16 protein-coding genes and 1 pseudogene are annotated in these 20,702 nt (G+C 51.5%); 14 read left to right on the plus strand and 3 right to left on the minus strand.

Annotation, left to right across the window (positions count from 1 at the left end; genetic code table 11):
* The first annotated feature begins 374 nt into the window (after positions 1-374).
* From IPG22_18655 to IPG22_18680, 6 genes are all read left to right on the plus strand, one after another.
* Positions 375-1,022: a PEP-CTERM sorting domain-containing protein gene (locus IPG22_18655; GenBank protein ID MBK6590306.1), complete on the plus strand. Its 648-nt coding sequence runs from the start codon at positions 375-377 to the stop codon at positions 1,020-1,022.
* 105 nt (positions 1,023-1,127) lie between these two features.
* Positions 1,128-2,081, plus strand: a complete 954-nt coding sequence (locus tag IPG22_18660; GenBank protein MBK6590307.1) for a hypothetical protein — start codon at positions 1,128-1,130, stop codon at positions 2,079-2,081.
* 454 nt (positions 2,082-2,535) lie between these two features.
* Entirely contained in the window at positions 2,536-3,927 is a 1,392-nt protein-coding gene (locus tag IPG22_18665) for a glycine--tRNA ligase (protein MBK6590308.1), read from the plus strand.
* 9 nt (positions 3,928-3,936) lie between these two features.
* Positions 3,937-5,637 (plus strand): glutamate formimidoyltransferase, encoded by a 1,701-nt coding sequence (ftcD, locus tag IPG22_18670; protein MBK6590309.1) that lies wholly within the window; start codon positions 3,937-3,939, stop codon positions 5,635-5,637.
* Between the two features lie 25 nt (positions 5,638-5,662).
* The gene (locus tag IPG22_18675) at positions 5,663-6,778 is read left to right on the plus strand and encodes a DUF4118 domain-containing protein (protein ID MBK6590310.1); all 1,116 of its coding nucleotides are present in this window, start codon (positions 5,663-5,665) and stop codon (positions 6,776-6,778) included.
* Positions 6,775-7,470: a response regulator transcription factor gene (locus IPG22_18680; GenBank protein ID MBK6590311.1), complete on the plus strand. Its 696-nt coding sequence runs from the start codon at positions 6,775-6,777 to the stop codon at positions 7,468-7,470. Before IPG22_18675 ends, IPG22_18680 begins: the two co-directional genes overlap by 4 nt.
* Here the strand turns inward: IPG22_18680 and IPG22_18685 are convergent.
* Positions 7,467-9,398: an amino acid transporter gene (locus IPG22_18685; GenBank protein MBK6590312.1), complete on the minus strand. Its 1,932-nt coding sequence runs from the start codon at positions 9,396-9,398 to the stop codon at positions 7,467-7,469. The two genes, IPG22_18680 and IPG22_18685, sit on opposite strands and share 4 nt — an antisense overlap.
* Positions 9,399-9,588: 190 nt before the next feature.
* On the opposite strand from IPG22_18685, the gene IPG22_18690 reads away from it, so the two are divergent.
* The 8 genes and pseudogenes from IPG22_18690 (at position 9,589) to IPG22_18725 (ending at position 18,284) form a co-directional block, all read left to right on the plus strand.
* The gene (locus tag IPG22_18690; protein ID MBK6590313.1) at positions 9,589-9,885 is read left to right on the plus strand and encodes a hypothetical protein; all 297 of its coding nucleotides are present in this window, start codon (positions 9,589-9,591) and stop codon (positions 9,883-9,885) included.
* 308 nt (positions 9,886-10,193) lie between these two features.
* A complete protein-coding gene (locus IPG22_18695) occupies positions 10,194-10,901 on the plus strand; it encodes a hypothetical protein (GenBank protein ID MBK6590314.1) in 708 nt (235 codons plus the stop codon).
* Positions 10,902-11,016: 115 nt separating this feature from the next.
* The gene (kdpF, locus tag IPG22_18700) at positions 11,017-11,106 is read left to right on the plus strand and encodes a K(+)-transporting ATPase subunit F (GenBank protein MBK6590315.1); all 90 of its coding nucleotides are present in this window, start codon (positions 11,017-11,019) and stop codon (positions 11,104-11,106) included.
* A gap of 4 nt (positions 11,107-11,110) precedes the next feature.
* A pseudogene (gene kdpA, locus IPG22_18705) lies at positions 11,111-12,912 on the plus strand (potassium-transporting ATPase subunit KdpA).
* Positions 12,913-12,954: 42 nt separating this feature from the next.
* On the plus strand, positions 12,955-15,003 hold the full coding sequence (gene kdpB, locus IPG22_18710) for a potassium-transporting ATPase subunit KdpB (protein MBK6590316.1): 2,049 nt from the start codon (positions 12,955-12,957) through the stop codon (positions 15,001-15,003).
* A 59-nt stretch (positions 15,004-15,062) separates the two neighbouring features.
* Complete coding sequence (gene kdpC / locus IPG22_18715; protein ID MBK6590317.1) at positions 15,063-15,626, plus strand: K(+)-transporting ATPase subunit C; 564 nt, start codon at positions 15,063-15,065, stop codon at positions 15,624-15,626.
* 49 nt (positions 15,627-15,675) lie between these two features.
* On the plus strand, positions 15,676-16,827 hold the full coding sequence (locus IPG22_18720) for a universal stress protein (protein ID MBK6590318.1): 1,152 nt from the start codon (positions 15,676-15,678) through the stop codon (positions 16,825-16,827).
* Between the two features lie 65 nt (positions 16,828-16,892).
* Positions 16,893-18,284 carry an HD domain-containing protein gene (locus IPG22_18725; GenBank protein MBK6590319.1) on the plus strand — a complete coding sequence of 464 codons (1,392 nt, stop codon included), beginning with the start codon at positions 16,893-16,895 and terminating at the stop codon, positions 18,282-18,284.
* A 380-nt stretch (positions 18,285-18,664) separates the two neighbouring features.
* Here IPG22_18725 and IPG22_18730 read toward each other — a convergent pair whose 3' ends face one another.
* Both IPG22_18730 and IPG22_18735 read right to left on the minus strand, forming a co-directional pair.
* Positions 18,665-19,399 (minus strand): SDR family oxidoreductase, encoded by a 735-nt coding sequence (locus IPG22_18730; protein MBK6590320.1) that lies wholly within the window; start codon positions 19,397-19,399, stop codon positions 18,665-18,667.
* Positions 19,400-19,405: 6 nt separating this feature from the next.
* Complete coding sequence (locus IPG22_18735; protein MBK6590321.1) at positions 19,406-20,701, minus strand: FAD-binding oxidoreductase; 1,296 nt, start codon at positions 20,699-20,701, stop codon at positions 19,406-19,408.
* Position 20,702 lies beyond the last annotated feature (1 nt).

Genomic DNA, 20,702 nt, shown 5'->3' on the forward strand with positions numbered 1-20,702 from the left:
AGTTTTCTTCGTCTCGACCGCCAGGGGCGGGCAAGATGCTCGCACGCCAGTCATTTTTCAGGAATTACATACCGGTTATCACTATCTTGTGGTAGCCGGTTTTATTTTTTCCGGTGAATTGAAAATAAATGGTACAAAATGCCGAAATTTCTGGAGAGTTCGAGGTATTAGGCATATTTTCCCCTTGAATTAGTTAATTCAGCCGAATTTGGGGAGCAAGATCCCCCGAAATGGGTCGCAGAAGCTGGCATTTTTATGTTGTTTTTGCTATATTCTCGGGACTGCCCCAAAACCCCAGATTCGACAGCGAGTGCCAACCAGCTGTGAAAGCGTGATCGTTTTCGCTGAAAATACCGTTTAATCAGGTAATAGACATGAAAAAATTTTACTTTAGAGGGTTGCTCTCGGCTATCTGTATCGCTTCAATACTTGCGTGCTTTACGCGTATCGATGCGGCTCCGGTTCGGTTCGATCAGGTAGTGCAGATCGTCAACGCCAGACCGGGCAGCGCGGACGCTAGCTCAATTGCCAGACTGCGTCTCGCGGACGACTTCTCTTTCGTGATCAAAGACGATAGTGACGACGACAAAAAGGTGAAGGCTCCGGCTCCGCAGGACGGCCGTGTGATCACTACGACCAAAACCGAGATCATGACCGACGATGTTTGTGATTGCGAGGAAGAGGTCGTTACGAAACGCGGATTTCCGAAATGGGCTCTGCTTGGGCTTGCAGCGATACCTATCGCTTTCATCCTGATCAAACGTAAGAAGGATACGCCGACGCCAACGCCGCCGACGACTCCAACGCCGCCGCCGCCAACGACGCCGACGCCAACGCCGACGCCGGGTATGACACCGACACCGACACCGCCGCCGGTCACGCCGACGCCTCCGCCGCCGGAGCCGGTTCCTGAGCCGATGACGATCCTGCTCTTTGGCACGGGCCTCGCATCGATCGGACTCGCTGCTCGCCGCAAATTTGGCAAGAAGGGCGAAAAGGGTGAAGAAAAGGAAGCAGAGTAGAGTTATGATGTTGATGGATACTGACCGCGAAAATGCGGTCGGTATCCGCACCATAATTCGCAAACGAACGTTCAGCGGATGACGCTGTAACAAGAGGATTTAACAATGCGAGTAAACAGATACAACTTTCTATTTGTGATCGGCCTGGTGGTGACGCTGGGCTTCACGACCGCTTTTGCGAACAGCGTTGATAACAAAACGAAAAAGCCGAAAAATACAGGCACGCTGAGCGTGAAAACGACCGAAACGTCTTACCCCGTCAAGATCGACGGTCAATATGTTGGCGAAAGCGGCGTGGGAACGGGAGCCGAGTTTTACCTAGCTCCCGGCATTCACACTGTCGAGATCACCGGCCCTGAGGGTAAGGTCTGGCGAGACCAGATCGAGATAAAGAAAGACCAGAAGCACTGCGTCTGTCTGAAGATAGTTCGCGAGACCATTACAACGCCGTGCCCGTACAGATTCACGCTCGACGGCCCTGAGAGGATCACAGAGGGCGATGCGGTGACCTTTGCTGCGATCAACGCCGGAACTGCGCCGATCCCGCTCCGCTATGCGTGGAAGGTGTCGAACGGCAGAGTTACCCGCGGACTTGGAACACCTTCGATCACGGTGGACTCAACCGGCATTGGCGGCAAGACCATTATGGCCGAACTAGACGTGAACGACGATGTCTATGACGGAAAGTGCCGCCAGGTCATCTCAGTTCCGACCGAGGTATCGATCATTCCGCCAATCGAACAGCCGAAACCTTTCCGTTGTGATGAGTTTGAAGCTAAAGCTGCTGATGATGACAAAGCCCGCTTTGACAACTGCGTAATCCAGGCTCAGAACACGCCGGATGCCCAGCTTTACATCATCATCTACCCAGGAACGGATCGTCTGAGCGTAACCCGCAACACCTATGACAAACTGTCCAAACGGGCACTCGACTACATGGTCAAAACCCGAGGCTTTGACCCGAGGCGAATACAGATCGTCAAAGGAAGCACACGAATCAAGACAACCTACGAAGTCTGGATCGTCCCACCGGGAGCAACACCACCGGTCGTGCAGTAGAAGTTGATAATTAGAAACGAAAAGAGGCTGACCGAAAGGGCGGCCTCTTTTTTTGTTGCACAAGTCCGCGTGTCAGCAAGGGTGAAACATTCAACTGAAGTGGAAATAAAGTGATCGAGAATTGGGCGAGCGTTTTTGGTCGCTTTCACCTTTGACCAATCTCGGATACACCTCTACCAATGGCACAGCTTCTTCAAAGACAGGATCTGTCTGCCTTTGAACAATCTGGCACATTGGTTGATCCTTCTCTCGTAAAAATAAGGGTTTTAAGAAAAGTGTGAAACGATTCACACTTTAAAATGGCAAAGATAGCCGACAGGTAGAATTACACATTTTGACCGCCCGAAAAAATTTCGTGGAGCGGCAAAAGTCGCGCGTTTGCTTTTTGGTTTTCGGAGAGTGAATCGGAAATCGTAAATTGGTAGAATCTAGTCTTTCTTGTGGGAAAGTAATTATGGCAGCACCAAATATCGAAACTATCGTCTCTCTCGCAAAACGCCGAGGATTTGTTTTTCCTGCTTCGGACATCTACGGCGGGCTCGGATCGTCGTGGGATTACGGCCAGCTCGGCGTTGAGTTGGCGAACAACATCAAGCAAAGCTGGTGGCGTTGGGTCGTTTACGAACGCGACGATATCGAGGGGCTTGATTCGTCGATCATCCAGAATCGGATGGTTTGGAAATATTCGGGGCACGAAGACACATTCAGTGATCCGCTCGTCGATTGCCGCGACTGCAACTCAAGGCTGCGGCTCGACAAACTCGATGTCGATCCTGCGGATGGCAAGGCGATGTGCTCGAGCTGTGGATCAAAGAATCTGACAGATCCGAAGGATTTCAACCTGATGTTTCGCACGACGGTCGGAGCGGCTTCATCAGACGATGATCCCACGGCCCTTGCTTACTTACGGCCCGAGACGGCGCAGGGAATTTTCATCAATTTTAAGAACGTTCTGGACACGTCTCGCCGCAAGCTGCCGTTCGGTATCGCTCAGGTTGGCAAGGCATTTCGAAATGAGGTTACGCCGGGGAATTTTATCTTCCGAACGCGCGAATTCGAGCAGATGGAGGTTGAGTATTTTTGCCGTCCGGACGATGCTCCGAGGGTCCATCAGGAATGGATCGATGCGTACGACGCATGGCTCGGAACGCTAGGTATTTCCGGCGAAAACGTAAGACATTACGAACAGACGAAACAGGAACTCGCCCACTATTCCGATCGAACCGTAGATTTTCTGTATCGATTTTTCCCCGAACGCGAGGAGGAGGATAAGCAGTTTGATGAGTTGCTTGGTATCGCCAACCGAACGGATTACGACCTTCGGGTTCACTCGAAAAAGCCGGAAAATGCAGAAGGAAAACGCATCAATCCGGATTCGACCGAGGACCTGTCGTACTTCGATCCGCAGACTAACGAGCGATTTTATCCGTACTGCATCGAACCGTCCATCGGCGTAAACCGCACACTACTCGCGGTTTTGATGGACGCCTATACGGAGAAAACAAACGACAAGGGCGAAGTTCGCGTCATTCTGAAACTAAAACCTGAACTCGCTCCGATCAAGGTCGCCGTGCTGCCGCTTGCTAAGAATAATGACGGAATCGTCACGTTAGCCAAAAAGCTCAAACGCGACCTGCAGCCATCGATGCGTGCCGTTTACGACGACACTGGCGGCATTGGTAAGCTCTACGCCAGACAAGACGAGATCGGTACGCCGTTCTGCGTGACGGTCGATCACGAATCGCTCGAGGACAATGCCGTAACTGTTCGTGACCGTGACACGTGGGAGCAGGAACGCGTTAGCATTGAAGGCCTGAAAGAGTATTTGCAGAAAAGGCTTTCTTAGTTCATCCGTATGAAAAAGCTGATCGAATGTGTTCCCAATTTTAGCGAAGGCCGCGATATGGCGGTGATCAAACAGATCACCGACGAGGTCGAAAAGATTGACGGCGTGAAGCTGCTCGATGTCGATCCAGGTTTTTCGACCAACCGCACGGTAGTGACCTTCGTAGGAACGCCGGATGAGGTAATTGAGGCGGCATTCCAGGCGGTCAAGAAAGCGCAGGAACTGATCGACATGCGGCGGCACAAGGGCGACCATCCGCGTTTTGGGGCGACGGATGTCTGTCCGCTTGTTCCGATAGCGGGCGTGACGATGGAAGAAACTGCGGAATACGCCCGTAAATTGGGTGAGCGGATCGGCAGTGAACTCGCAATTTCAGTCTACCTCTACGAAAACGCAGCGACCGAGGGGAAACGCCGCAATTTGGCTAATTGCCGCGAAGGCGAGTACGAAGGACTGAAAGACCGGATTTCTTCGGCGGAATGGAAACCTGATTTCGGGCCTGCGGAATTCGACGTAAGCGTTGCCCGTTCTGGTGCTGTGGCCGTAGGAGCCAGGGATTTCCTGATCGCGGTCAATTTTAATCTGAATACGACCTCGACACGGCGGGCGAACGCGATCGCATTTGACGTTCGCGAAAAGGGCCGGACAAAGCGCGAAGGCAATCCGATCACGGGCAAGAGCGTCAAAGACGAATCCGGTGATCCGGTAATGATCCCGGGAACTCTGAAAGGAACCAAAGCGATCGGCTGGTTCATCGCCGAATATGGTATTGCTCAGGTCTCGATGAACATTACGAACCTGTCGCAAACGCCGCTGCACGCTGCCTTTGACGAGGTAAGCGAAAAAGCTCACAAACGCGGGCTGCGGGTCACTGGCCTCGAGATCGTCGGCCTCGTGCCGAAAAAAGCTATCATCGATGCGGGCGACTATTATTTGACAAAACAGACCCGTTCACTCGGCGTGACCGAGGCTGAGAAGGTCAAGATCGCGATCAAATCGATGGGGCTTGACGACCTCAAGCCGTTCGATCCCAATGAAAAGATCATTGAATACGTACTAGCTGGGGATTCAAAGACGGCGAGCCTCGTCGACTTGACCTGTCGGGGATTTGCCGACGAAACAGCGTCGGAATCGCCCGCACCAGGCGGCGGTTCGATCTCGGCGTATCTTGGAGCCCTCGGTGCGGCCCTCGCGACGATGGTTGCGAATCTCTCGTCGCACAAAGCCGGATGGGACGACCGCTGGGAAGAATTCTCTGATTGGGCGGTAAAGGGCCAGAAGATAAAGGACGAGCTTCTGTTCCTTGTGGATGAGGACACGAGTTCATTCAACAAGGTCATGGATGCGTTCGGCCTGCCAAAAACGACTGAAGAGGAAAAAGAAGCTCGGACCGCGGCGATACAGGAAGCCACCAAATACGCTACGGAGATCCCGTTCCGCACGATGCAGCGGGCGTTTGACGCTTTTGAAATAATCAGGGCAATGGCGGAACAAGGTAACCCGAACTCGGTCTCAGACGCTGGCGTCGGGGCTCTGTGTGCTCGCTCGGCAGTAATGGGAGCGTACCTAAACGTTAAGATCAACGCCGCTGGCCTGAAGGATCGTGAGTTTGCCGAGAATTTGCTTTTGCAAGGTGCCGAGATCGAGGGCAAGGCTATCGCGGCGGAGGCCGAGATCATGGCTATTGTTAACGGCAAGATCGATCAATAGCAACCCTGCTATCCGGTTCATTAAGATGAAACCGCAAGGCGTACTAAATTCCATTCTTCTTAGATTTGGCCTCTCTGTCGCGGCAGTATTGTTGGTTGCGATCGCTCTGATCGAAGTTCGTGAGCGGGTCAATTCGACGACGGTCGCATTGGCATTCCTACTCGTTGTTTTGTCCGTAGCGACGTTTTTCGGCAGAAATCCGGCATTGCTCGCATCGTTTGCGGCGATGCTTTGTTTTAATTACTTCTTCCTACCACCCTATTATACCTGGACGATCGCGGAGCCCCAGAATCTCGTTGCTTGGGCTGCATTTACATTGACGGCACTCATCGCGGGAGAGCTATCGGCCTATGCGAGCCGTCGTGCAAGAGAAGCAGAGCGGCTCTACGAAGAACTGCAGACAGCATTCAAAACAGCTACTGAAGCCGAAGCACTAAAGCAAAGCGAAAAGCTTAAATCAGCTTTGCTAGACGCAGTTACACACGACCTGCGAACACCACTGACATCGATCAAAGCTTCGGTAACCACCCTGCTCGACAGCGAAGGCGGACATCGCACTATTGAACTCGACAGCGAGGGAAGGGCTGACTTTCTCGATATCATCAACGAAGAGACCGACCGGCTCAATGGCTTTATAGAAAGCATGGTCCAGCTCGCAAAGGTAGAGTCGGGGCCGGCAAAAGGCACGGCCGTGTTTTCCAATGTCGAGGAGATCATCTCGACCGCGCTCGACCGGGCGGAAAAGCTCATTTCCGGCCATCATCTCGTCGTCAATCTTGAAAAGGAGATGCCGCTCATTCGCGTTGATGCGCGTGCGATCGCGGAAGTAGTTTACAATCTCGTCGAGAACGCGGCAAAATATTCCAAAAATGAGACGACGATCACGATCACGGCATATTCACGTGGTGATCGCGTTTTTATCTCAGTTGCAGATGAAGGCAAGGGAATTCCAGAGGAAATGCGCGAACGTGTGTTTGAGAAATTCGTACGCCTCGAGGGCTCTGTCGCGGATGGCCTTGGCCTTGGCCTTGCTATCGCTCGCGGAATCGTTGAGTCTCAGGGTGGCACGATCGAGATCAGATCCGGTCCTGAAGGGAAAGGAACGGAGGTCGTGCTGGTGCTGCCGATCGGAGAAGAATGAGCGAACATCAGAAAGTTTTAATCGTTGACGACGAGCCGCAGATCACACGCGTCTTGCGCCACAGCCTGACCGCCCATCGGTATGATGTGCGAACGGCCGCGGACGGCATTTCAGGGCTTGATACATTTCGCGATTGGCATCCGGACCTTATAATCACTGACCTGCAAATGCCTGAAATGAGCGGGATCGAGTTCTGTTGCGAGATCAGAAAGACATCGTTAGTACCGATCATTATTCTCTCGGTAAAAGGTGATGAACGCACGAAGGTTGAAGCTTTAGATGCGGGAGCCGATGATTACGTGACAAAGCCTTTCGGTATCGACGAACTGCTAGCTCGAGTACGTGCCGCCCTCCGCAGAAAGGCCACTACACCGGACGAAGAAGAAGATTGTCTGGCTGATGGCGAATTCTTGATCGACCTCGCAACCCGCGAGATCAAGGTCGCCGGCGAGGCGGTTCACCTAACCCCTAAAGAATTTGATCTGCTTGTTTTCCTTTTTCGAAATCGCGGCAAGGTCATAACGCACCGTGCGATCCTGACCGCGATCTGGGGCGGGAATTTTACGCAGCAGACCGAGTATCTGCGAGTATTTGTGGGCCAACTGCGTAAAAAACTCGAGAAAGATCCTTCACAGCCTCGATACATCCGAACCGAACCTTGGGTCGGTTACCGGTTCAACCCTCACGGTTAACCGCCAACGTGGACGCTCGGTCGGAACTCTGCATCAGGCTCTGCCTGCCGCAATATCTCACGCGTTACGGGAGCTGTGTCACCTTCACCAAACAAAATATACCGAATCAGGTAGTGAATCGGATTGCCCTCGCTCCATCCAAAGTAAACATGGGGTATCTTTTTGGTCTTGTCCCGCAAATTGAGCAATAGCGCAGCGATCGCATTTGGTACGGCGGGAGCCTTTGTCCTGAGAATCTTGTAGCCGCCAATGTCCACACCGGTTATCAAAAGCTTCCCGGTAAATTCGGACGCATCTCCGATCTCGATCTCATAGAAAAGTATCGGATCGCTAGACGGAATATGATTGTCCATCCGCTTCTCTAGCTCTTTGTATCGATATTCCGTCAGATCGCCGGTTTCGCGACGGTTGGTAACAATGCGGATCTCGCCGTCGTCGAGGTCGTCAATAAATTTCTGAGCTGTCTCATCGAATTCGATCTTCTGAATGCGCAGCTCCGTAGTACGCATTGCTCTAGAAACGAAAGACGCAACAACGATCGCAAGGATGAACAGGGACGCGATTTTGATACCGTCAGGACGTTCGACGATGTTCGTGATCGTCGTATACGAGAAGACGACTGCTATCACGAGGAATATCCACTTGACTCCCTGTTTCTTTGCCCATGCCGAGATGGTAACAGCGATAGACGCCGACGTCATCAACACCAAAACGCCGGTTGCGTAAGCTCCACCCTGGGCCTCAACATTCGCCTCGAAAATATAAGTGATCGTGAAGCAGATAAAAGCAAAAATTAACACAAGGGGCCGCGACGCCCGAGCCCAATTTGGAGCCATTCCGTATCGCGGCAAGTAGCGCGGAACGATATTTAGCAATCCCGCCATCGCCGACGCACCCGCAAACCAAAGAATAAAGATCGTACTGAGATCGTACGCCGTACCAAATGCCTCACCGAGGTACTCGTGGGCAAGGTATGCAAGAGCACGTCCCGACGCTTTGCCTCCGTGACCGAATTGTTCCGCAGGAATTAGTACGCTTGTAATAAAGCTGCTGCAGATCAGGAAGAAGCTCATCAATAATGCGGAGCTTCTAAGCAGCTTCTTGGTCTTCTCGATCCGGTGGGGATTCTTGATCAGCGGCATTACTGCGACACCCGTTTCAAAACCTGAAAGCCCTAGAGCGAGTTTTGGAAAAACGATCAGCGACAGGCCGAGGATCATGAAGACGCTGCGGGTGTCGCCGCTTGGAGCTGTGAAAAGGGCGTCCTGCCATCTGCTCAGAAGCGATGGATCATGAATGATCGCATTGATCCCAACCACGATAACCACGAGATTTAGCAAAAGATACGCGATCACGAGAACCACCGCAATGCCGATCGCCTCTTTGAAACCTTTCAAAAATACCGCAGCCAGAACCGCGATAAGCAGAAATGTAACAAGGATCGGATGATTCAATCCGGCAAAGTGTTCTTCTACGAATGGGTTATGAATAATATGTTCCGAAGCATCTGCCGCAGACAACGTGATCGTGATGACAAAATCTGTGGCTACGAATCCCAGCAAGATCAGGACGAAAAGCTTGCTTTTCCAACGGGAAAGCAGCGATTCAAGCATCGAGATCGATCCTTGTCCGTGAGGGCTTTCGGTCGCCACTCGATTGTAGATCGGAAGGGCTCCAAAGAGTGTCAATAGGACGAGAAGGAGTGTTGCTATCGGAGAAAGAACACCTGCGGCTGCAAACGCGATTCCCGGTTGATACCCCAGTGTCGAGAAATAGTCGACGCCCGTCAGGCACATTACCTGCCACCAGGAATGCTTATGTTGCGGATCATGGCTGTTTTGCTCATTGTTCGACAGACCGTCCGGCGGCCTAATGCCCTGCATGAACCACTTGCTTAGACTAAAACTACCAGTTTGGTTGGTACTCATATGCTCACGCCACAAAGCAAGTATTTTACGACTTAACCCTCAAAAAGCATAAGGAAGTCATAAGGATAATTGCGGAAATACCACTATACAAGGCTGATCGTATTTACGAACTTTTTATCTGTCCATTATCAAATACTTACCGCTCGCATTCTAATCTTATAAATGTCCGGCGAAATAGCTGGGAGGCAATATGAGATACGGTTATCAATCGAGCAATGTGTTTCCGGTGCGGCGAAGCGGTGTGGCAAACGGTGCAAGAAGTGAGTGGCGAAAGAAGTTCCTAACTCCGCGTGTCTGCTCTGTAGCAGCCGGATTGGGAATTTTTGGCGGCATTTCTTTTCTTTTTGCAGGTCTCGTCTGCGTCATTCTTCACGAGATCATCCAGGGTGATGCTCTTTGCAATCAGATCGGTACAGGCCTGCTCATCTCGGCAATACCGATGATTCTTTTAGGGTCGGTATTTCTGGATGAGATAAAGGTCAGATGAAGGTGATGATTCTGAGGAAACCGCGTCTTTCTTCATAACGGCGCGTACATTTTTGATATGACAGGCGGTTCATACCAACTTCAATATCGATAAACACGCTGTGTTAATGGCGTTTTTCAGGAATGTCGAGCAGGAATCAAAGTTGCGCCTCGATAAGGTGTTGAAGGCAAGGTATAAAGAATTTGATCACCACCTAAGAATCGCGATCTTTGCGGAAAATTTATACATCTTGCCTGCTTAACGTGTTGGTGGACCCGAGCAGGATTGACAAGCAATAGGGTAATTGGCCCACCAAAGGATTTACGTTAATGAATGGGATCTACAAGTTCATAATTCTGTTTACATTAGTTTTTGCACTTAGCGTCGGAGCGAAAGCTCAGCAGACCATTTTTAATGTCCCTTCGTCGGACATTCTAGACAGAGGGAAGTTCTATTTTGAGTTTGATGCAGCGTTTAAGCCGACTAACGGCGACTCAGTCAGCAAATTCTCGAGTTTCGTTCCTCGAATCGTTGCCGGAACTGGGGGCAACGTTGAGGTCGGCCTGAACGTGACGGGAAATATTCAGCCGGGGGCTGATTCGACAACGCTCGTTCCGGCGATCAAGTACCGGCCATATAACAAGAACGGTTGGTCAGTAGTGGTTGGCGATCATGTGTATATTCCGGTTCGCAACAAGTCGTACGATGTAGGTAATTATGCCTACGCGCAGATCAGCAAGTCATTTAAGTCGGGCACACGAATAACAGCAGGCGGCTATCACTTTTCGAAGAACGTAGTTGCTGCGAATGCCAATCGTGCAGGAGGCCAGTTCGGTTTTGAACAGCCTATAAACAAGTACATTAACTTTAACGCTGACTGGTATACCGGAAAACACGCCGCGGGCTATTTTACGCCCGGATTTGCTTTCAAGCCCCATCCGAAGGTCACCGGATATATCGGTTATTCGATTGGGAACGCTAACTTAAGTCAGGGAAATCATTTTGTTTACGCCGCGATCGGCGTAAACCTGAACTAACGGAGAAAATATTCATGTTGGATCTACTTTTTTTAGCCATCATCATTGCATTCTTTTTACTTGCCCTTGCTTACATAGCGGGCTGTGACAAGCTGCGAAAAGGAGAGAAAAGCTAATGAGTTGGGAAACTATTTTGGCGGCTGTATGCTCGGTCTTGTTGTTGGTCTACTTGGTCTACGCGCTCTTGAGCCCTGAGAAATTTTAATGTCATGACTACTAACGGAATTTTACAGATACTGCTGTTTTTCTTCGTCCTTACGTTACTCGCAAAGCCTGTGGGCATTTATCTGCTCAAGGTCTATAACGGCGAGAGGACGATACTCAGCACCATTTTCGGCCCGGTAGAGCGCCTGTTTTATGCGATCACGCGGGTTGATCCGGCACGCGAGATGAACTGGAAGCAGTACGGCATCGCGATGCTGCTATTCAGCCTCGTATCATCGATCGCGCTGTATGCGGTCCAACGGCTGCAGTTCTATTTGCCGCTCAATACGCAGGAGTTTGCCGGTCCGACCGCCGATTCATCGTTTAACACGGCCGTTTCATTTGTAACTAACACCAATTGGCAGGGTTACGGCGGCGAGACGACGATGAGCTATTACACACAGATGACTGGACTCGCCCTGCAGAACTTTCTCTCGGCGGCGGTCGGCATGGCTTTAGCCATTGTGTTTATCCGCGGTATCGCTCGGTTTGAGACTGACAAACTCGGCAATTTCTGGGTCGATCTCGTCCGAGGGACGCTGTACGTCTTGCTGCCGCTGTCTTTTCTTGCCGCGATATTCTTTGTGTCGCAAGGCGTAGTCCAGAATTTTAAGGCGTATGATACTGCTCAGCTTACTCAGTCGTTCGTTGTACAGGTGGATAAGAAAGACGCCGATGGAAACGTGGTCAAGGATGAGGCGGGTGAAAACGTAAAAGAGGACAGCACGGTCAACACTCAGACTATCGCGCAGGGGCCAGTTGCATCGCAGCTAGCGATCAAAATGCTGGGTACGAACGGAGGCGGCTTTTTCAACGCCAACTCCGCCCATCCATTCGAGAATCCTACACCGTTCTCAAATCTTATCCAGATGCTGCTGATTTTCATCATTCCGGCCGGATTCACGTACACGCTCGGCCGAATGGTTAAGTCGCCGGGGCACGGATGGGCCGTTTATGCGGCGATGTCGATACTATTTCTCACCGGAGCGTTTATAACCTACGGAGCTGAGTCACAAGGTAACCCTCTTTACCCGGCTAATGTCGACCAAGTGGTGGTGGGCGGAAATTTTGAGGGTAAGGAAACCCGGTTTGGTGTTGCGAACTCAGCCTTGTTCGCAACAGTTACGACAGACGCCTCGTGCGGTGCCGTGAACTCGATGCATGACAGTTTTACGCCGATCGGCGGCATGGTTCCGCTTGTGAATATTATGCTCGGCGAGGTGGTGTTCGGCGGCGTCGGTGCGGGGATGTACGGGATCCTTGTGATGATCATCCTAACAGTTTTCTTGGCCGGTCTGATGGTGGGCAGGACCCCAGAATACCTCGGCAAGAAGATAGAGGCGTACGACGTTCAAATGGCGACGTTGTATATATTGATCTTCCCGTTGACCATCCTTGGCTTCACAGCGATATCGTCTGTGTCACCTGATTTCGGGCTAACGTCGTTAAATAATCAAGGGGCACACGGTTTATCGGAAATTCTTTACGCATTCACGTCGGGAACCGGAAACAACGGGTCAGCATTCGCCGGGATAAGCGCAAACACTCTGTGGTACAACACGACGATCGGCATCGCGATGCTGGTCGGCAGATTCTTCATGATCATTCCGATGCTTGCTATTGCGGGCAACTTGGCAGGCAAGAAAAAGATACCCGCGACGCTTGGAACGTTTCCAGTAAATACGCCGTTATTCGCGGTTCTACTCGTGAGTATCATCTTGATCGTCGGAGCTCTGACGTTCTTCCCGGTGCTCTCCTTTCACCGATCCTGGAGCATTTCCAGATGTATGCTGGACAGACATTCTAAAAATGGGGACTGGACGAGCTGTTCGCTCTCCAAATAAAGAACATGAAAAACGCAATTTCAATTTGGGATAAAGACATTATCATTCAGGCACTCGGTGGTTCTGTGAAAAAGCTCGATCCGCGCAAGATGCTGAAAAATCCGGTGATGTTCGTAGTTGAGGTCGGCGCAGCATTTCTGACCTTGCGTATGATCGCCGGTTTCGTCTCGCCCATGGCTGGAAGCAGCTTTGGTTTCGAACTGCAGATCACACTCTGGCTGTGGTTTACGGTTCTATTCGCAAACTTCGCCGAGGCTATGGCTGAAGGCCGGGGAAAGGCGCAGGCAGATACGCTTCGTAAATCCCGGACCGAGACGAGTGCGACGTTGATCGATACTGACGGCTCTAAGCGCGTCGTTCCGGCTCCGGATCTAAGAAAAGGCGACGTGGTATATGTCATCGCCGGTGAGTTCATCCCCGGCGACGGCGAGGTCGTGGAAGGCGTAGCTTCGGTCGATGAATCAGCAATAACCGGCGAATCTGCTCCAGTCATTCGCGAATCGGGCGGCGACCGTTCAGCGGTCACAGGCGGCACTCGAGTGCTTTCTGACTGGATAAAAGTCAAGATAACCTCAAATCCGGGCGAAACGTTCATAGATCGCATGATCGCGTTGGTTGAAGGAGCTTCTCGGCAAAAGACCCCGAATGAGATCGCATTGAACATACTTCTTTCAGGGCTGACGATCGTTTTTCTGCTCGCGGTGGTTACTTTGCAGCCGTTCGCGATCTATTCGAATGCCCGGCAGACTATTTTCGTGTTGATCTCGCTGCTAGTATGCCTCATCCCGACGACTATCGGTGGTTTGCTCTCTGCGATCGGTATTGCGGGAATGGATCGCTTGATCCAGCACAATGTACTTGCAATGTCAGGTCGTGCAGTCGAAGCTGCGGGTGATGTGAATACGCTTTTGCTCGATAAAACCGGGACGATCACGCTCGGAAATCGTCAGGCTAGCGAGTTCATCCCGATCGGCAACGTTACGGATGAAGAACTAGCGGACGCCGCCCAGCTTTCGTCACTGGCAGATGAAACGCCGGAAGGGCGATCGATCGTCGTGCTGGCGAAAGAGAAATATGGCCTTCGCGGTGTCGAAATCGCACAGCTTTCTACGGGCAAGGCCGAATTCATACCGTTTACTGCTCAAACACGTATGTCGGGAGTAAATTTCGATGGTCGCCAGATCCGCAAAGGTGCCGTAGATGCGATCGAAAAGTATGTGGCGAGTGGCGGCCAGCAATCCCCTGCGGAACTTCGGGAGGTTGTTGAAAGGATCGCGAAGGCAGGCGGAACGCCGCTTGTCGTCGCTGACAATTTCAGACCACTCGGCGTTATATACCTAAAAGATATCGTCAAGAGCGGGATGAAAGAACGTTTTAACCAGCTTCGGCAGATGGGTATCAGAACTGTTATGATCACGGGCGATAATCCGTTGACAGCCGCTTCGATCGCCAACGAAGCCGGGGTTGACGATTTTCTCGCGGAAGCGACGCCGGAAGACAAGATGGCGTTGATCAAACGTGAGCAAGCCGAAGGTAAGCTTGTGGCGATGACAGGCGATGGAACGAACGACGCCCCCGCTCTCGCCCAAGCTGATGTCGGTGTCGCGATGAACACCGGAACGCAGGCTGCAAAAGAGGCAGGGAACATGGTCGATCTCGATAGCAACCCGACGAAGCTGATCGAAGTTGTTGAGATCGGTAAGCAACTGCTAATGACACGCGGCGCATTAACGACGTTCTCGATCGCGAACGACGTTGCGAAGTACTTTGCAATTATCCCGGCGATGTTTGCCTCGACATTTCCGGTACTCAACGCGTTGAATATCATGGGTTTGAAAACATCTCAATCGGCGATACTCTCGGCCGTTATCTTTAACGCACTCGTGATCGTCGCCCTGATACCGCTCGCCCTAAGAGGCGTTAAATACAGGCCGATGTCCGCGTCCAGGCTGCTGCAGAGAAATCTGCTCGTTTATGGACTCGGCGGAATAATAGCACCGTTCGTCGGTATCAAAATTATTGATCTGATAATCACGGCACTAGGCTTGGCATAATTGGTGTTTTGATCTTTGACGCGCGCCACAAATAGGGCCAAAGCTCATAAAATAAGAACATGAAAGACATAATCACATCCGTTTTAATGCTGGTTGTTTTCACCATTTCGCTCGGAATACTATATCCACTCGCCGTTTGGGGCGTAGGCCAGGCGATCTTTCCATATCAGGCAAACGGCTCGCTGATAGTTAAGGACGGGAAAACTGTAGGCTCGGAGTTGATCGGACAGACATTCACCGCTCCCGGATATTTTCATTCGCGTCCGTCCGCTGCCGGAAATGGCTACGACGCAGGTGCGTCAAGTGGTTCAAATCTTGGCCCAACCAGCAAAAAGTTGATCGACCGGATCGAGACCGATTCGGAAACGATCAAGGCTGAGAACCCAAATGCAAAGATCCCGGTCGACCTGGTTACAACGAGTGCGTCTGGGCTCGACCCGCACATTTCACCGGCGGCAGCTGAGTTTCAGGTTCCGAGAGTTGCAAAGGAACGCGGGATCAGCGAGTCGCAAGTTCGCAACGCTATCAAGAAATACTCAAGCGGCCGCGATCTTGGATTTCTGGGTGAACCACGGGTAAATGTGCTGTTATTGAATTTGGCTTTGGATCGGAAGGAATATTGATCCGAGCCATCTAGAAGAGTTTATGTTCGTTGACACGGAGATCACAGAAATGCCGAACCGCGATGCCGGCGTCCGGCCTTCGCCCGAATCACTATTGCGTAAATTGCATGATAATGAACGGGCAAAACTTCGTGTTTACATAGGTGCCGCAGCCGGTGTCGGCAAAACCTACAAAATGCTCGAAGATGCTCACCAGCTTAAAGAGCAGGGCATCGACGTTGTTATCGCCGTTGTCGAAACTCATGGCAGAGCTGAGACAGAAGAGCAGATCAAGGATCTTGAGGTAATTCCGGCAAAACAGATCGAGTATCGCGGCAATACCTTTGAAGAAATGGACCTGGCGGCTGTTATTGCCCGGCATCCGGCGGTCGCAATTGTCGACGAGCTCGCTCACTCCAACATCGAAGGTGCCAAGAACGAAAAGCGTTATCAGGACGTAAAAGAACTACTTGAGCATGGCATTTCCGTCATAACAGCGGTCAATATTCAACATATCGAGTCGTTGAATGATGTCGTGGTTCGCACGACCGGAGTTCAGGTGCGCGAAACGGTTCCTGACTGTTTTTTTAAGAAGGCGGACGAGGTGATCGACGTTGACATTTCGATCGATACGCTCCGAACGCGTTTGCGACAGGGCAAGATCTACTCGGTGGAAAAGATAGAGCAGGCTCTAACCAACTTTTTCCGCAAAGGAAATCTCGCCACCCTACGTGAACTCGCGCTCCGACAAGTAGCCCAGCAGCAAGCGGTAAAGGATACCGAATACCGCGAACGAGAAGGCCTCGACCATGCGATCATTCCGGAAAAGGTAATGGTTTGTATGGCATCGCGAGGAAGCGCGAAAAAGATCCTGCGAACGGGATCGCGGATCGCGGGAAGATTTGCAACTGAGGATTGGTTTGCGGTCTACGTCGAAACGCCAAAGGAAGAGCCTGGCCGGATCGATCCTAAGGCGTATGCTGCCCTACAAGAAAACATCAAATTTGCCGAGACTCTCGGCGCGAAGGTGATCAAGCTGAAATCCGCAAACGTCGCCGACGCCCTCCTGCAATATGCTCGCGAGGAAGGCATCACTCACGTCATATTTGGCCAGTCTGCCCGCACTCGCTGGGATATATTCTGGCGCGGTTCCGTAATTAATCGCTTCCTAGCCGAAGTGAAAGACGCCGCGGTTCATGTCATTCCTATCGAAAAAGACTGAAGCCGTGCCCTGTTACGCCACCTTTTGCTTACGCGCTTCTTATCGGGCAGAATTAGAGTTCGATCATGACTCGATTGCCCGAAAAACTCATGGAACTCGCATCCCGCATTAAAGCTAATGGCGGACGGGCGATGCTCGTTGGCGGCTGTGTTCGCGACGAATTAATGGGCATTTCGCATAAGGATTGGGATGTCGAGGTTTACGGAATCGAGCCAGCAAAGCTTCGTGAGATCCTCGATTCGGTGGGCGATGTTAACGTCGTCGGCGAGGCGTTCGCGGTTTATAAGATCGGGGATGATCTCGATGTTTCTATTCCTAGACGAGAAAGGAAAGTATCTGGCGGACATCGTGGATTCGTCGTCGAAGGCGACCCTGAAATGACGTTTGAAGAAGCGTGCTCGCGGCGGGATTTTACGATCAACGCGATCCTCGAGGATATCCTGACAGGTGAGATCCTCGACCCGTTTGATGGACGGCAGGACATTGATAAGAAGGTGCTCCGAATGGTTTCGGCGCAGACTTTTGCGGAAGATAGTCTGCGAGTTTTGCGTGCCTCCCAATTTGCGGCACGATTTGAGTTTGATATTGACAGTGAGACGGTTGACCTATGCAAACAGATCGATGTCACCGACTTACCAAAAGAGCGCATCTGGGGCGAACTCGAAAAACTTTTGCTTCTTCCGAAAAGGCCGTCGATCGGCCTGAAATGGCTGTATGAATTCGGCGTCGCCGAGCAGCTTTTTCCCGAGATGCAGGAGCTCGTCGGTGTTCCGCAGGAACCGGCGTGGCATCCTGAGGGTGATGTCGATGTGCACACTTTGATGGTGGTTGATGAGGCTCGAAAGTTGATCGACGAGCTCGACTATCCGCGTAAAGTTACGGTTATGCTCGGTGCTCTCGCTCATGATTTTGGTAAACCGCCAACGACTGAATTCATTGATGGCCGAACACGTTCGCTTGGCCACGATGAAGCGGGTGTCGAGCCGACATTGTCGTTTTTGGATACTCTTGGAATCCACACTCTTGACGGCTACGACGTGCGGAATCAGGTTGTTCAGCTTGTTCGATATCACCTCAAGCCGGGTGCCTATTACGGCTCGAAAACGCCGGTCGGCGACGGAGCCTTTCGCCGTCTCGCCCGCAAGGTCGAATCCGATCTGCTCTATCGGGTGGCAAAGGCCGACAGCCTTGGCCGCTATCCTGAGGGCGATCCGGGTAAGGCGATTTTCGGTTCGGAAGCTCAGGAATGGTTCATCGAGAAGGTGAGGGAACTGCAGGTAGAAAAGAAGGCCCCTGACGAGATATTGATGGGAAGGCACCTTATCGATCTAGGACTAACGCCCGGGCCGCAGTTCAAGCGGATCTTGGATGCCGTTTATGAACTTCAACTCGACGGAAAGGTCGTCGATCTCGACGGTGCGATCGCGGAAGCGAAAAAAATGATCTCGAGTTTTTAGGAAATGCCGACACTGACCCGCGATTCGTCCCGGCTAGAAAATGTCCCGTTCAGCCGGTGATTTTTTTTGTAAAAATCACTTTTTCCCAACTTTACCAAAAAATACCAACTAAAAAGTGTGAATCGATTCACACTTTTGCGCTAACGAGGGCTGGAATGCCGATAAATACGGGGTTCCACCCATTCATGCCGGGCCGATCCGGCCAAAAACCGCAGATCGATTGGTAGAGGAAAATGCACCGTTTCTGGGACGTTTGCCGAAGATTGGTAGAGGTATTCGCGAGATTGGTCAAACGTGTGAATGAAGCGCCTGCGATCCCGCGATCGAATACGCCGGAAATGAGGTAAGGCCTCGGCCGCTGCCCACGAAGACAAAGAATTTTAGAGCTTTGTCTTCACGAAGATGAACTCCGGCACACTGCGAACTACATACATTATCTGTCGCCAAATCGGCAAATAATACAGCGTGCTTTTGCCCGATCTATACGCCTTGAAGATTGCCTTCGCGATCTGTGCGGGTTTCGCCGTGAGCATTCCGGGCAAGTCCATCCCGTCCGTCATCTTAGTTTCGACAAAACCGGGTTTGACGGTGAGTACTTTAACCTTAGTCGTCGCGAGCCGATGCCGTAAACCTGCCATAAATGCCGTAAAACCGGCTTTTGCAGACCCGTATATGTAGTTACTCTGCCGTCCTCGCTCACCTGCCACAGACGAAATTCCAATGATCGTTCCGGCGTTTCCTGTTTCAAAATCGTTGGCGACGATCGATAAGATCGATACTCCGCCGGTGTAATTTGATGTGATGACCTTTTCGGCTTCTGTCCAGTCTTTCTCGGATATCTTTTGGTCTCCGAGTGTGCCGATCGCGTACAAGACAACGTCTGGCTTTATCGGCAGTTCGGCATAAAATGCCGCATGTGACGCAGGCTTTGCCGCGTCGAACTCTGCGGTATATACCTTCACGTTATGACGTATCTCGTGATCGGTGATCGCGTTCGCGAGGTCTGCGGAATTTCGGGCGGCGAGGATGAGATCGAATCCGTTGGCCGCAAATTCGTGGGCACATGCTTGTGCGATATCAGATCGCGCCCCGAGTACTAAGAGTGTCTTTGACATAAAAAACTAGAATTCCAGGCGTTCCGACTGCGTCGAGCTGAAATGCCCGAATGATACGATCTTTGAATACGACCTTCGAAAAGTTTCCGCCTTCATCCGCGCGTCTTTGGCAAGGTATATCCTGCCGCGATCTTCCAGAACTATCTCATCGAGTTCGTCCAAAAGCCGAAAAACGGACGGCTCAGCCTTAAAATCGAGTGCCAGCGTGTAGCCTTCCATAGGAAAACTCATCACGGCCTCAGGATCAGCTTTGCCGAATAGCTTGAGCACCGCAAGCGGTGAACCCTGGCCTGACCGACTCACTTTTTCCAGGATCCTCGTCAAACCGTCATAGCTCGTCTCAAGCGGCAGGACGAATTGGTACTGAACGAAACCATTCTTTCCATAAAGCCGATTCCAGTTTGTCATACCATCGAGCGGATAAAAATAGGGCTCGAAATGAACCGTCGATCTAACCTCCGACCGCATCTGGCGATGATAATAAAGCGTATTAAATGCCTTTAGGCTCAGATAGTTGAGTGCGAACGACGGCATGAATAATGGAACGTTCAGAGCAGAGCCTGTGGCTTTTCGAAGCGGTTCATTATTAAATATCTTCGGCAGATCGCTCAAATTACAATGTTCCCCGAGCATCAGGATCGAACGTCCAATATCCTTTTTTGACGCAAAACAATCGAGCCACGCAACTGAATATGTGGAACTGCCCGACTGTTCAAATAGCTTCATCGTGCTTTCGAGGTCGGCGGTTTTATACGAGATCTGGTCGATGTAGGCAGTTTCTATCGGTTTCAGCTTGAATTTGACAGCTAAAATTACGCCCGTCAGCCCCATTCCGCCGCAGGTTTGCCAGAACAGGTCGGCATTCTCGGCTCGCGAGCAACGAAGGGTGGTTCCATCGCCTGTCATCAGATCAAAATGAACGATGTGGTTCGCAAAGCTGCCGTCGCAGTGATGATTTTTGCCGTGAACGTCCGCCGCCACCGCACCGCCCACGGTTATGAATTTGGTGCCGGGCGTTACGGGTAAAAAGAATCCGCTGGGAACAATAACGTCGAGGATCTCGGAAAGCAGTACCCCGCTTTCGCATTCGATGATCCCGTTCTCGCGGTCGAATTCCAGGAATTTATTGAGCCTGAGAGTAGAAAAGATATTCTCACCGAGTGACGAATCGCCGTAGCAGCGTCCGTTGCCGCGAGCGATCAGGTGTTCCGATTTCGCGACCAACTTTCTGATCTCTGAGAGCTCCGCCGATTCGGTGACGTTGGCCTCAGCGGTTGGGTAGTTTCCCCAGTTTGTCACCATT

Source organism: Acidobacteriota bacterium (assembly GCA_016703965.1).
In the GTDB taxonomy this organism is placed as follows: domain Bacteria; phylum Acidobacteriota; class Blastocatellia; order Pyrinomonadales; family Pyrinomonadaceae; genus OLB17.